Annotated in this window: 8 protein-coding genes and 1 tRNA gene; 7 read left to right on the forward strand and 2 right to left on the reverse strand. The window is 41.0% G+C overall.

Annotated features, from left to right (window positions below; all coding sequences use genetic code 11):
• Positions 1-194 precede the first annotated feature (194 nt).
• Positions 195-4,577 (forward strand): DNA polymerase III subunit alpha, encoded by a 4,383-nt coding sequence (gene dnaE / locus HC175_RS08925; protein ID WP_168138141.1) that lies wholly within the window; start codon positions 195-197, stop codon positions 4,575-4,577.
• Positions 4,578-4,664: 87 nt separating this feature from the next.
• On the opposite strand, the gene HC175_RS08930 is transcribed toward dnaE, so the two are convergent.
• Positions 4,665-4,808, reverse strand: coding sequence for a hypothetical protein (locus tag HC175_RS08930; protein ID WP_168138142.1), 144 nt, complete (start codon positions 4,806-4,808; stop codon positions 4,665-4,667).
• Positions 4,809-5,117: 309 nt separating this feature from the next.
• Between HC175_RS08930 and trxA the strand changes: the two genes are divergently transcribed.
• From trxA to HC175_RS08945, 3 genes are all read left to right on the forward strand, one after another.
• The gene (gene trxA / locus HC175_RS08935) at positions 5,118-5,435 is read left to right on the forward strand and encodes a thioredoxin (RefSeq protein WP_029034062.1); all 318 of its coding nucleotides are present in this window, start codon (positions 5,118-5,120) and stop codon (positions 5,433-5,435) included.
• A gap of 87 nt (positions 5,436-5,522) precedes the next feature.
• Positions 5,523-6,452: a DUF58 domain-containing protein gene (locus tag HC175_RS08940; RefSeq protein WP_168138143.1), complete on the forward strand. Its 930-nt coding sequence runs from the start codon at positions 5,523-5,525 to the stop codon at positions 6,450-6,452.
• Between the two features lie 86 nt (positions 6,453-6,538).
• Positions 6,539-6,612, forward strand: a tRNA-Asp gene (locus tag HC175_RS08945).
• 388 nt (positions 6,613-7,000) lie between these two features.
• On the opposite strand, the gene HC175_RS08950 is transcribed toward HC175_RS08945, so the two are convergent.
• On the reverse strand, positions 7,001-7,342 hold the full coding sequence (locus tag HC175_RS08950; protein WP_168138144.1) for a hypothetical protein: 342 nt from the start codon (positions 7,340-7,342) through the stop codon (positions 7,001-7,003).
• A 274-nt stretch (positions 7,343-7,616) separates the two neighbouring features.
• Between HC175_RS08950 and HC175_RS08955 the strand changes: the two genes are divergently transcribed.
• The 3 genes from HC175_RS08955 (at position 7,617) to HC175_RS08965 (ending at position 14,261) form a co-directional block, all read left to right on the forward strand.
• On the forward strand, positions 7,617-11,327 hold the full coding sequence (locus HC175_RS08955) for a PAS domain S-box protein (RefSeq protein WP_168138145.1): 3,711 nt from the start codon (positions 7,617-7,619) through the stop codon (positions 11,325-11,327).
• Entirely contained in the window at positions 11,293-11,697 is a 405-nt protein-coding gene (locus HC175_RS08960) for a response regulator (protein ID WP_168138146.1), read from the forward strand. The genes HC175_RS08955 and HC175_RS08960 overlap by 35 nt, the downstream gene beginning before the upstream one ends.
• 134 nt (positions 11,698-11,831) lie before the next feature.
• Positions 11,832-14,261 carry an ATP-binding protein gene (locus tag HC175_RS08965; protein ID WP_168138147.1) on the forward strand — a complete coding sequence of 810 codons (2,430 nt, stop codon included), beginning with the start codon at positions 11,832-11,834 and terminating at the stop codon, positions 14,259-14,261.
• The last annotated feature ends 7 nt before the right edge of the window (positions 14,262-14,268 follow it).

The raw sequence follows: 14,268 nt of genomic DNA on the forward strand, positions 1-14,268 counted from the left end.
CTGGAAAAACTACGGATGTAAATAGAAACAGGTTCCAAAAATGACATTTTTGGAACCTGTTTTTTTTCGTTAATAAATCCTGAAAACTTTCCCTTCCGGAACCTTTAATTATACTTATTTTTACCTTCTTAATTTTTTTCGATTTACTTTCATTGGTCCTGAAGATCAATGCTTAAGTCTCTAAAATAGCATTTATGTACCTCATTTTTGATACAGAAACTACTGGACTTCCCAAGCGGTGGGATGCTCCTCTAACCGATAGCGACAACTGGCCCAGATGTATACAGATCGCATGGCAGTTACACGATGACATGGGGCGGGTAGTGGAGCATCAGGATTATTTGGTGCAGCCCGAAGGTTTTAATATTCCTTATGACGCAGAGAAGGTGCACGGAATCTCTACAGAGCTTGCCCAGGAAGATGGGATCACTTTAAAAGAGGTTTTGGAGAAGTTCAATATAGCTCTTTCCCGTTCGCAATTTGTTGTAGGCCAGAATGTTGGTTTTGATGTCAACATCATGGGAGCCGAATTTCACAGGCTGCAAATAGAGAATAAATTGCTGAAACTCCCAGTGCTGGATACCTGTACAGAAGTAACTGCCCAGCTTTGTTGTATTCCCGGCGGAAGAGGAGGAAAGTTCAAGTTACCTACGTTGACCGAATTGCACGAATTCCTTTTTCATGAACCTTTTGCTGAAGCTCATAACGCAACTGCCGATGTAGAGGCTACGACCCGCTGTTTTCTTGAACTCATCAGGAAAAGAGTATTCACTTCGGAAGAGCTGGATGTGAAGCCAGATTATTTTGAAAATTTTTCAGAAGTAAATCCGCAGCCTATTCAGCTTATAGGATTGAAGCACATCAACCTGAAGAAAGCTTCAGAAGAAATAAGAAAAAGACTTCAGAAGAAAGAGGATAAAGGAATTTCTTCCGAAGAAATTAAGGAGAACCTTGAGAAACTAGATGAGGTAGCATTTTCTCATCTTCACAACCACAGCCAGTTCTCCATTTTGCAATCTACTATAAGTATCAAGGATCTTGTAGATGCAGCTGCGAAACAAAGTATGCCTGCTGTGGCGCTTACAGATCATGCAAATATGATGGGTGCTTTCCATTTTGTGAAAGAGGTGGGCGCCTACAATAAAAGTGTTAAGTCAAAAAACGCCGCTGCAACCGAAAATAATGAACCTGCCACTGCACGTGAGCTCAAGGCTATCGTGGGATGCGAGTTCTTTGTGTGTGAAAACCGCAAGGATAAGAGCAGGAAAGATAATGGATACCAGGTGGTGTTGCTGGCAAAAAATAAGAAAGGTTACCACAACCTGGCAAAAATGTCATCTATCGCATATACCGAAGGATTTTATTACGTCCCCAGGATTGACCGCGAGGTGATACAGCAATACAAGGAAGATATTATTGTGCTTACCGGAAACCTTTACGGGGAGGTGCCGGGGAAAATATTGAATGTTGGGGAAAATCAGGCCGAAGAAGCTCTTATATGGTGGAAGGCGCAGTTTGGTGAGGATCTTTATGTGGAAGTGATGAGGCATAACCAGGAAGATGAGGACAGGGTGAATCCTGTGCTGGTTGAGCTGGCCAGGAAGCATGAAGTAAAACTTGTCGCAACCAATAACACCTATTATTGTGCGCAGGAAGATGCGAATGCTCATGATATTCTCCTGTGTGTAAAGGACGGCGAGAAGCAGGCAACTCCAATTGGGCGCGGGCGTGGTTACAGGTATGGACTACCCAATAATGAATATTACTTTAAGAGCGGCGACGAAATGAAAGCGCTGTTCAAGGACCTGCCGGAAGCTATTTCGAATGTGCAGGAGGTAGTGGATAAAATAGAACCTTATGAACTGGCAAGAGATGTACTCTTACCTGCGTTTACTATTCCGGAAGAATTTGTGGTGGCCGAAGATGCGCTTGATGGCGGCAAAAGAGGGGAAAATGCATATTTAAAACATATAACGTTTGTTGGGGCGAAAGAACGCTATGGTGAAATAACACCTTCGATCAAAGAGCGTCTTGACTTTGAGCTTTCGGTAATTGAAAATACCGGCTATCCGGGATATTTCCTTATCGTGGAAGATTTCATTCGGGAGGCCCGGAATATGGATGTTTCGGTTGGCCCCGGAAGGGGATCTGCAGCCGGTAGTGCCGTGGCTTACTGTCTTGGGATCACCAATATTGATCCTATTAAGTATGACCTGCTTTTTGAGAGATTCCTGAATCCCGACAGGGTGAGTATGCCCGATATTGATATCGACTTTGATGACGAAGGTCGAAGCCGCGTAATGGATTACGTGATCAAGAAGTATGGAGCTAACCAGGTGGCGCAGATCATTACCTATGGCACCATGGCAGCAAAGTCTTCTATTAGAGATACAGCGAGGGTGCTCGATCTTCCTTTAAATGAAGCCGACAGGATCGCGAAACTGATTCCTAATACCAAGCTCTCTAAGATCTTCGGAATGGATGAAAAGGAACTGCGAAGCAGCTTTAGAAGTGAAGAACTTGATAAAGTAAATGAGCTCCTTAATATTTCTGAAGGAGATGACCTGGAGGCGCAAACCATCAATCAAGCACGAATCCTGGAAGGCTCGGTGAGAAATACAGGTATCCATGCCTGTGGTGTGATCATTACTCCCAGTGATATCACCAACTTTGTTCCGGTAGCTGTCGCAAAAGATTCAGAGCTGTACGTCACCCAATTCGACAACTCTGTAGTTGAAAGCGCCGGACTTCTAAAGATGGATTTCCTGGGTCTTAAGACCCTCACGCTTATAAAGGATACTGTAAAGATTGTAAAGGGGCGTCATGACATTGATCTCGATCCAGACAATTTTCCATTAGATGATGAAAAGACTTATGAACTTTTCCAGCGTGGAGAAACAGTGGGGATCTTCCAGTATGAATCTCCGGGGATGCAGAAGCACATGAAGGATCTCAAGCCTACGGTCTTTGATGATCTTATTGCGATGAATGCATTATACAGGCCGGGGCCAATGGAATATATTCCTAGCTTTATTGCAAGGAAGCACGGGGATGAGGAGATCGTTTATGATCTGCCTGCCATGGAGGAGTATCTTAAAGAAACCTACGGAATCACAGTATACCAGGAGCAGGTGATGCTTTTGTCGCAGAAGCTGGCCAGTTTTACAAAGGGTGAAGCCGATGTGCTCCGGAAGGCCATGGGAAAAAAGATCTTCTCATTACTTGAAGAATTAAAACCAAAATTTTTAGATGGCGGGGAGGCAAATGGTCACCCGCGGGAAGTACTTGAAAAAATTTGGAAAGACTGGGAGGCTTTTGCTTCTTATGCCTTTAACAAATCTCACTCTACATGTTATGCCTGGATCGCTTATCAAACAGCTTATTTAAAGGCGCATTATCCTGCGGAATATATGGCGGCAGTGCTGTCGAATAACATGAACGATATAAAGCAGGTGACATTTTTCATGGAAGAGTGTAAACGTATGAAGCTGAATGTTCTTGGTCCAGATGTCAACGAATCCTACTATAAATTTTCGGTTAACAAGGAGAATGCGGTTCGGTTTGGAATGGGTGCAATCAAAGGTGTTGGTGCTGGAGCGGTCGCGACCATTGTGGACAACAGAAAGGAAAAGGGGCATTACAGATCCATTTTCGACATGGCTAAGCGAATTGACCTTAGGGCAGCCAATAAAAAAGCTTTTGAAAATCTGGCTCTGGCAGGAGGATTTGACAGTTTCGGAGATACTCACAGAGCACAATATTTTCATGACGAAGGAGATGGGATCACCTTCCTGGAAAAAGCTATAAAGTATGCAGCCAAATTCCAGGAAAATGAAAATTCGGCACAGGTGAGCTTGTTTGGTGATGCCAGCGAAGTGCAGATCCCGGAACCAGTAGTTCCACCATGTGAAGAATGGGGAACTATGGAGAAGCTGAAACGGGAAAGAGAGGTAGTGGGCATTTATATTTCCGGACATCCATTAGATGATTTCAGAACTGAAATGAAATGTTTCTGTAATGCAATTCTTGCTGACTTTGAAGATTTGAATGATATCGTGAACAAGGAGCTTACTTTTGGAGGTGTGATAAGTGATGTGCAGCATAGGGTAAGCAAAAATGGTCAGGGTTGGGCGAGTTTTGTGGTAGAAGATTATACCAGTTCCTTCGAATTCAGACTATACAAAGAAGAATACTTGAAATACCGCCACTTCCTGGTACCAAACTCCTTTATTCACGCCAAAATATTTGTAAGGGAAGGATATCCAGACAGGAATACTGGAAAGAAAGGAGAACCTAGAATGCAGTTCAATAATATTCAGCTATTGCATGATGTGATGGAGACTTATGCGAAAAAACTGACTATCCAACTGAATATTGATGAGCTTCAGGAGGAAAAGATCCTTGCCTTAGAAGACATTTTCAGAAGTCATAGCGGGGAGAACCGATTGAATTTTGTGGTTTATGAGATGAAAGAGCGAATAAAATTACATATGCCAAGCAGAAAACAGAAGGTGAAAATCTCACAAGAGCTGCTCAATGCCCTGGAGGAACAGCAGGTTTTGTATAAACTGAATTAGGGATAGAAAATCCTGTTGTGCTTAGGCTAAAGCGAAAATAAAAAATCCGGACTTGATCCGGATTTTTTATGTTGGATACGTAAGAGTCTATTTAGTTAATTCTAAATAAACAAGTACGAGGGCAGAAATAGCTGTAATAAGGATAAAAGAAATAATGAGTCCTAAAATAGCTTTTTGAACAAGTGAGAAACCAGTAGTCTGATTTTTCCAAAGCTGGGATAATGCTGTCATTGTAATAAATTTTTAGGGGTAAATGTGTTGAATATTTAGTGATTTTGAATTACTTACGTAATAAATTTACTAAAGAACAGGGAGATAATTTCATTTAGATGGCTACAAAACGATGACTTCCGAAAATCTTCGGCAGAAACCGGAAACCTCTTAATTGTTGTAAGAAAATTCCTTCAATTAAGAAGTTCTATTAGGTGAATAGGTGCTGATAATGAGGTTATAGCCAAATCTAATATCCCTGGTAATAACATTGGATAGATTTTTGTTTATTTTTACCCATACAAAAATTAAGAACTTAAAGAGAAAAAAATGGCTTTAGAGATAACAGACGCGACTTTCGAAGAAAAAGTGCTGAAAAGCGACAAACCTGTAATGGTAGACTTTTGGGCAGCCTGGTGTGGACCTTGTAGAATGGTGGGTCCCATCATTGATGATATTAGTAAAGAATATGAAGGAAAAGCAGTAGTAGGGAAGTTAGATGTAGATGCTAACCAGGAATTTGCTGCGAAATATGGTGTAAGAAATATACCTACCGTACTTATCTTTAAAAATGGAGAAGTAGTGGGAAGACAGGTTGGTGTTGCGCCAAAAAATACATATGCAGAAGCACTAGATCAGTTGCTATAGTGCAGTTTCAGACAATAGTAGAAAGTCCGGTTTGTGCCGGACTTTTTTTATGGATTAATCTGTATATTCAGAGATTAAATTTTTGAAATGCAACTAGAGCAGGAGATACATCGTGTCGGCGGATTTGCCAATCTGGAGTTACTAGCTACTCAAATAGTAGAGGGTTTTATTTCAGGAATGCATAGAAGTCCCTTTCATGGCTTCTCTGCAGAATTTGCAGAGCATAAGGTATATAACTCTGGTGAAAGTACCCGGCATATTGACTGGAAGCTGTTCGCCAAGACAGATAAGCTTTTTACCAAGCGATATGAGGAAGAAACAAATTTACGCTGTCATGTTATTCTTGATAATTCGGCCTCCATGCATTTTCCGCTGAAAAAGGATCAGGCCCTCTCTAATTTGAACAAGATCGGTTTTTCTGTGCTTGCTACGGCTTGTTTGATGCAGATCTTAAAAAAACAGAGAGATGCAGTTGGATTAAGTATATACAGTGACCAGTACGAATATTACGCTCCTGAAAAAGGTAGTGAAAGGCATCGCCGCATGTTGCTACATAAATTGGAAGATATACTTAAGAAGCGGGTAGAGCGCACGCCTACCAATACTTATACTTACCTACATCAAATTGCTGAAAAAATGAAGCGTAGGTCTTTGATCTTCTTTTTCTCAGATCTTTTTCAGGAGGAAGTAGAAGAAGAGGAACTCTTTACCGCCCTAAGGCACCTAAAATATAATAAGCATGAATTGGTGCTGTTTCACGTTTTGGATAGGAAAAGGGAGCTTGACTTTGAATTTGGGAACACGCCACAGAGATTTACTGATGTTGAAACGGGCGAAAAGATAGATCTATATGCTGAGAATGTGAAGGAGGGATATAGAAAAACCGTAAGTGAATACTTTGATCGCCTACAGTTGAAGTGCCTACAGTATGGAATTAAGTATGTACAAGCAGATACTAATGAAGATTTTCAAAAGATTTTATCTACATATCTCGTTGAACGGCAGAAGTTTGTTTAGTGGCTTAAAAAAATGTTCCAAATTATTTTAAAAAAGGTTTGCGGAATTTAAAATGTACTGTATATTTGCCCTCGCAATAAAGCAATGGTCTGGTAGTTCAGTTGGTTAGAATACCTGCCTGTCACGCAGGGGGTCGCGAGTTCGAGTCTCGTCCAGACCGCAAATTGCAAAGAAGCTCCTCACATCGGGGAGCTTTTTTTCGCAATAAAGATTAGTTGTGTTGTTTGTGGTAAGTCTTTGACTTACCTGGGTTTAGAAGTAAACCAATGAGAAGCTTTTCCCTTTGAGGGAAGGGCTTTTTTGTTTTGTAGAGGTTTCCAGGCTGAAACTCAAAAAATCGATCCATTTTCCTCTTTTCACAAAAATTTACTTTTATAATTAAAAAGACCCCTGCCGCAGCAAGGGGTCACGTCTCCGAAATTCTGTAGGGGAGAAAAATCAGAGACAAAAAAAATTGCTTAAATAAATAAGCGTGAGCATCATCAGTGTCAGGCTTACATATACCCAACGATCTTTGGCCGAAAGACGGTCTTTGAGCTTTATCATCTTTAAAAAGTAATGCTGCAGTCGGTAAGGCTAAAAGCCAGGAAAAGGAAGAGAAAGGAGACGCAAATCCCAAAACAAAAATTTAAAATTCGGGATTCCTTTTTTTGCACACTTGGAGAAAAAACGCTTAGCTCTTGTTGCTCCTTGAGTTCTTCCATCATTTTACCAAAACCTTTATCTCGCGCAATTTTTCCCTTTTGAGTAAGAATTATCCGGGCATCCAGAATTTCAATTAGATCGTGTTGAAGCAGGAAATTAAAATTTTCTGTCAGGGATTCATCTGCGAGGATCGGGATAGGATCTCCCTGTTCAATGAGGTTCAAAATTTTTTCTAAAGATTTCATCTGCTCTTAATCACCTGTTAATCAATAAACAAAGTAACAGCAGCAGCCGACTGTAAAACATGACCGAAATCATATTTTAAAAATATATTTTGCCTCCTCTTGAAAATGCCCTTTTTGAACCTGCTGAAAAAATGGGCTTCGAAATTACGTCTAGATTGTTGATTATAATCTTATAACTTTGCATCCGAAATCTTAATAAAATGTTAAGAGTAAAGAACTTTATTTTATCTTAGTATTTCAGAATTAAGAGTTAACGCCCCTAACAGACTCCAATTTGAACAAATCTCTACGCATTCTTTATATAAAGAAAGCATCCCTCAACGATAAGGCCCACGAAAAAAAATTAGGTGATTATGATGTGCGATTTGTTTATTCGCATAAAGACCTAAATCTGGCTGCTCCTGGCTTCGAACCTGATGTCATTCTTAGTAATTTGGAATCACCTGTTTCAGCATTTGATGCTTTTAAAGCATTTGGAAAGACCGGGAAGTCTCCCCTTATGATCTGTGAATCAAATGGAGATCTTTCTGGTGTCTTACCTGTATTAGCTAATTTGGCCTTAACTAAGAATAATCTTGAAGATGCAGTTGATCTTGAGCAGCGAGAGCTGGGGGAACAATATAAAGCAGTATACGAGAATAGTCTTGATGGCATATTAGTGACCAAACCCGATGGGACAATACTGGCGGCTAATCCGGCAGCATGTGAAATGCTGGAGAGGACCGAGGCAGAAATTTGTGAGGCAGGCCGTTCTGGGATTGTAGACCTTACCGATCCTCGACTAAAGGATGCTATCTCGCAGCGAGAAAAATTGGGCAAGGCTCATACAGAACTTAACTTTATTAAAAAGAGTGGTTTCAAATTTCCTGTAGAACTTACTTCTTCTGTTTTTCAAAATCCCCAGGGAGAGCTAAGGACAATAATTATTCTGCGCGATATTGGGGAACGTAAGAAAGTAGAGGAGCAGCTACGGATTTCTCATGAGAGCTATAAAACCCTGTTTTACCAAAGTCCGATCCCTTATTGGATCTATGATCGGGATACGCTTCAAATTATTGACGTGAACGAAGTGGCTTTAACAAATTACGGTTACACTAGAGAGGAATTTCTGAAGCTCAATATTTTGCAGTTACGACCAACAGCAGAAATACCTAACCTGGAAAAACATCTCAACGACAATACCGAAGCTGGCCGAATAGTGCGACATGGAAAATTTTCCCATTGCCGAAAAGATGGTAGCCTTCTAAAAGTGGAAGTTTTTGGGTACAGGTTCGAACAGGGAAATCAGAATTACAGGCTTGTGGCATGTATGGATATTAGTGAACGAGAGAAAACTATTGCAAGACTGGAACAGAAGAGAGCCAGACTTACTGCAGCTCAGGAAATCGCTAAAGTGGGATACTGGACTTTGAATGTTTCCTCGCAAAAGCTTTTTTTCAGTGAGATGATGTACAGGATCTGGGAGTTAGAAAAGACTGATCAATCTCCGTCCTGGACATTAGTCAAAGGAACCATACACCCAGAAGATCTGGAAAAATTCTTAAAAGCTCAGGAGGATTCGATCTCCCAGGGTGCGACGCACGACCTGGAGTACCGCATCGTTTCCCCTGCTGGTGATGTTAAATGGATCCTGGAAAAAGGGAGGATCCTAAGATGGCAGAATGACAAACCCTTCATAGTAGAACGAACGGTCCAGGATATCACAGACCATAAGAGATTTATCGAAAAATTGACCATCAGTGAGGCGAGATATCGGGGGATCTTAAAATCCCAGAGCAATTACCTCATCCGCACCAACATGCAAGGTAACTATACCTACTGTAATGAAAAGTTTTGCTCGGATTTTGGATGGCTGTATAGCGGAGAAGAGATACTTGGAGAATCTGCTCTTTCTTCTATTATGCCATACCATCACAAATCGGTGTTGGAAATGATACAACGCTGCGTGTTGGAGCCTGGTACCGCATTTCAGATAGAATTAGATAAGCCCAAGAAGAAAGGTATTCGCACAACGCTGTGGGATTTTGTTTGTCTTCTGAATGCAGCTGGAGAACCTTCAGAAATTCAATGTGTAGGAGTAGATATTTCTGCAAGGGTAAAAGCCGAAAAGCAGGTTAAAGACAGTAAGCTGAGATATCAGCTAATTACTGAAGCCACTTCAGATGCGATCTGGGATTGGGACCTGAGAACCGGAAATCTATCCTGGGGAAAAACCTTGAAAAATATGTTTGGTTATGAACCAGAAAATCTCAGAACATTAGAAGCCTGGGGTAATATAGTTCATCCTGTAGATGCTCCTGGAATTCTCGAGAACTTGAAAAAGGCAATTGATGGAACAGATACGAAGTGGTACGCCGAATACAGGTTAAGAAAAAAGGATGGGGAATTTGCCAATGTGCTTGAAAAAGGATCCATCCTCAGAAACTCTGAGGGTAAAGCATACCGAATGGTAGGTGCAATTCAGGATATTACAGAGAAAAAGAAGCTGGAGGTCCTCCTTGAAAAAGCTAATACATTATCTCGTATTGGAAGTTTTGAACTTAACTTGAAAAATGACGATCTCTACTGGTCACCTATGACCCGAATTATCCACGAAGTAGAAGAAGATTTTATTCCCGACTTGAATTCTGCAGTTCAGTTTTATAAAAAAGGTCACAATAGGGAGAGGGTAAAGCAAGTCCTGGAAATGTCTATTGCAAACCATACCCCTTTTGATGAGGAGCTGGAAATCATAACAGCATCGGGTCGTGAAGTCTGGATTAGAGCAATGGGAGAGCCAGAGCTCGAAAATGGCCAATGCGTACGAATTACCGGAAGTTTTCAGGATATAGACAAAATTAAACGCGCAGAACTGGAGATCCTTAGCGCTGCTCAGGAAAAGGAAACGCTTCTTGATAGCATTGGGGATGCCTTTTTTGGTGTGGATCAAGACTGGAAGGTAACCTATTGGAATAAACACGCCACTACGCTTCTGGGGTGTCCAAAAGAGGAAATTTTGAATAAAGTTCTGTGGCATGTTTTTCCAGACGCGGAGGGAACGGCTTTTCAGCGGAACTATGAAGCAACGATGACAGATAAGCGGAAAAGACATTTTGAATCGTTTTTTGAAAGAACTTCTGCCTGGTATGAGGTTATGGTATATCCTTCAAATGAAGGTCTTTCGGTCTTCTTTAAGGACGTGACCCAGCGAAAAAAGTCAAATGCCAAATTGCGGGAACTAAACAAAAGCCTTAGGGCCCACACCAGGGAGTTAGTAACGGCAAACAAGGGTCTCGAGCAATTTTCATATATCGTTTCACATAACCTGAGATCTCCGGTGGCCAATATTCTCGGTCTTGCCGAGCTATTAAAACATGATGAATATCCGCAGGAGGTAAAAGAACAGTTCTATTCAGAAATATTTACGAACGTAGAACGGCTGGATTCGGTAATTACAGACCTCAATAGTATCTTACAGGCGAAGGTAGATGTCAAGGCGAAAAAGGAGAATATTAATTTGTATGAACTTGTTCGTGGGATTCAGGAAAGTATTCCCCGTCTCATTAAAGAGGAGAGTGCTGAAATAATATGTGATTTTGATAAAAATTCAGTCATTACCACAGTAAAAACCTACCTCTACAGTATATTTTACAATCTAATTGTCAATAGCATTAAATACAGAAGACCAGAGGCTCGCCCCGTAATTGAGATCAATGCTACTACCAAGGGGGAGTTTCTTTTGATATCCTTTAGAGACAATGGTTTGGGAATTGACCTGGAATCAAGAGGAGATCAGGTTTTCAACTTGTATAAAAGATTTCATCACCATGTGGAAGGTAAAGGGATGGGGCTTTTTATGGTCAAGACCCAGGTCGAAATGTTAGGAGGGAAGATCAATATTGAAAGTAAAGTCAATGAGGGCACTACTTTTACTATTTTTTTTAAAGAAAAGCTTGTTCTAAGAGAAGAGAATGAAAAAACATTATCACTATCTGGTAGTCGATGATGACTCGACCAGTAATTTAATTTGCAATTTCACTATCCAGAGGTTTGATAAGGAAGCGAGGATCAGTCTTTTCAGAGATCCGCTCGAAGCCTTAAATTTTATTGAGGAAACGGGCTTTCAGGATGAAATTTGTATTCTGTTTCTCGATGTGAATATGCCGACGCTCTCGGGCTTTGAGTTTTTAATTCTCTTTGAAAAGCTGCCAAAGGAGGTCAGGGAACAATACTGGATTTACATGCTGACTTCTTCAATTGAAGATTTTTCATCAAAAGCAAAGGAATTTACTGCAGTTAAGGATTTTCTTTCAAAGCCTTTAAAGCTCCCTTACCTGGAAAAGATTCAGCAGGAAGTTTTAGCAAAAATGATCTGAATGAATAGCACGACAATTATTAAAAGTCTGGCTTCTGCAAATGCGAGCAGAACAGGAAGTGCAATGGGGCAAATATTCACGAAACCTTTATGGGATTTATTCGCAACTGTTTCTTTTTATCCTACTTTTGAGCCGTGAAGAAAACAACAGATTCCGAGGAGATTAAAAGACTCAAGACCCTGCTGTCTTACGGGATCCTTGATTCTGAACCCGAAGAAGAATTTCAGGAATTAGCACAACTTATTGCGGCCATTTGCGAGGTGCCGGTGGCGATCATTTCCATGCTTGATGATCAACGCCAGTGGTATAAAGCCAAGGTGGGAATGGATGCCACAGAGTTGCCAAAAAATGAAACCATTTGCCAGTACACCCTTCTGCAAAATGAGATCCTGGAAATCACAGATGCACTCAAGGATGAACGGGTGCGAGAAAATCCCCATGTAAAGGCAGAAAACGGGATAAGGTATTATGCAGGTATTTCGCTACAAGCTCCAAATGGTCACAACATAGGTACCGTATGTGTTGCCGATATTAAGCCCAGAGAACTTTCGGCCTCTCAAAAAAGTTCTTTAAAGCTGCTTTCCCGGCAGGTTATGACGCTGCTGGAAGCGAGAAAAAAGAACCGCGAACTTACTAAGGAACTTCAGTACATCCTAAACGAAAAGATCAAACAGGCTGAAGAAAAACTAATTCTGAAGGAAAATGAATATCAGCATTTACTGGAATCCATTAAACGATCTAATAGCGTAGTTGAATTCTCACCTGAAGGGTACATTCTTTCCACAAATTCTATTTTCAGAAGTTTCACAGGATATAGTGAAGAAGAACTTTTGGGGCAGCATCACTCCATGTTGCTGGATGGTGACCAGGGTGTCAAAAGTGACAAATTTTGGCAGGCTCTCCAGAATGGAGATTATAAAGCCGGGAGATTCAAACGAATTAGAAAGAGTGGGCAGGAAGTTTGGATGCAAGCGACCTATAATCCTATAAAATCTCCTGACGGAAGTGTTAATAAGGTGATCAAGATCGCGCAGGATATTACCCTGGAAATTGAGGCTGAAAAAGCCCTGCAGGAAGCAAAACTTGCAGCCGAATCCCTTAACAGGCAAAAAGATAGTTTTATTGCCAATGTAAGCCATGAAATAAGAACGCCAATCCATGCCGTTCTGGGTTTTACTGAATTACTTTTAGAACAGGAAACAGAGCCCCAAAAGCTTTCCTATTTAAAATCTGTCAAAACGGCTGGAGATAGTCTCCTGTTCATCATCAATGATATTCTGGATCTCTCCAAGATCGAAGCCGGGATCATACAGATGCATCTTTCGAATTTCAGCGTACGGCAGGTGGTTCAAAATGTCTTTTCAATTCTGCATTTAAAAGCCAAGCAAAAGCAGCTCAAGCTATCATATGAAATTGCACCCGAAGTACCCGAATTTTTAATAGGAGATAGCAACAGGCTTTCTCAGGTCCTTCTCAATCTTTTAGGAAATGCCTTAAAATTCACTTTAAAGGGCAGCGTAGACCTGGTGATCTCTGCGGAAGAAATTGAGGACGCCACCTTTATGGTACATTTTGAAGTCCGGGATACAGGAATGGGTATTCCCGAAGATAAGCTGGAACGTATTTTTCAGCGGTTTTCCCAGGCAGATGAAAGTATCTCCAGAAAGTACGGAGGTACAGGTTTAGGGCTTAACATTTCCAGGCAGCTCGTCGAGCGACAACATGGAACAATGACTGTAACAAGTACGGAAGGAAAGGGATCAAAATTCACCTTTTCAATACCCTATGCAGCCGGCGAGGTTCCAGAAGAGGTACTGCACGAGGAAACCGAAGATAAAAGCTTGGATCTTGCTACAGGTAGAATTCTATTGTGCGAGGACAATGAGCTAAATCAACGCCTTATAGAAGCGATCTTAAAAGAGAAGCACTATAAAGTGGATATTGCAGGTGACGGTATAAAAGCGATCGCGCTGTTCAAAAGAAGTGAATATGACCTGGTGTTGATGGATCTCCAAATGCCACGGCAGGACGGAAAAGAAACTACCAGGATCATTCGGGAGAAGATAAAATCCTCAGTGCCAATTGTGGCTCTTACAGCCAATTTTATCAATATTGAAAGGGAGAGATGCCTCAAGGAAGGAATGAATGATTACCTTTCAAAGCCTTTTAATAAAGCAGAACTCTTTGAGATCATTGGCAGGTGGATCTTTAAATATAAACAGGAAAAGCTTTCTGTACGAAGAATCCAGGCCTATTCTGGTATTTCCCTTGAGCACCTGGAGCAAATGTCTGGCGGCAATTTGGAATTTCAGCAGGAAATGATCCAATTATTTATGGAAAATTCACAGAAATCTCTGCACAAGATGCAGGAGCATTTCCAAAATTTCCAGTGGAAGGAATTATCTCAGGAAGCTCATAAGCTTAAAGGCTCCTTTGGAGTAGTAGGGGCAGATAGTCACTTACTTCATCAAATAGAAAACAATAAGGGTCAGGAGGATCTGAAAGATCTGTTGTTGGAGCTCGAAAAGCAATTAGTTGAAATTTTTATTATTTTAAAGAATTAAATTTTAC

It is taken from the genome of Salinimicrobium oceani (genome assembly GCF_012037645.1).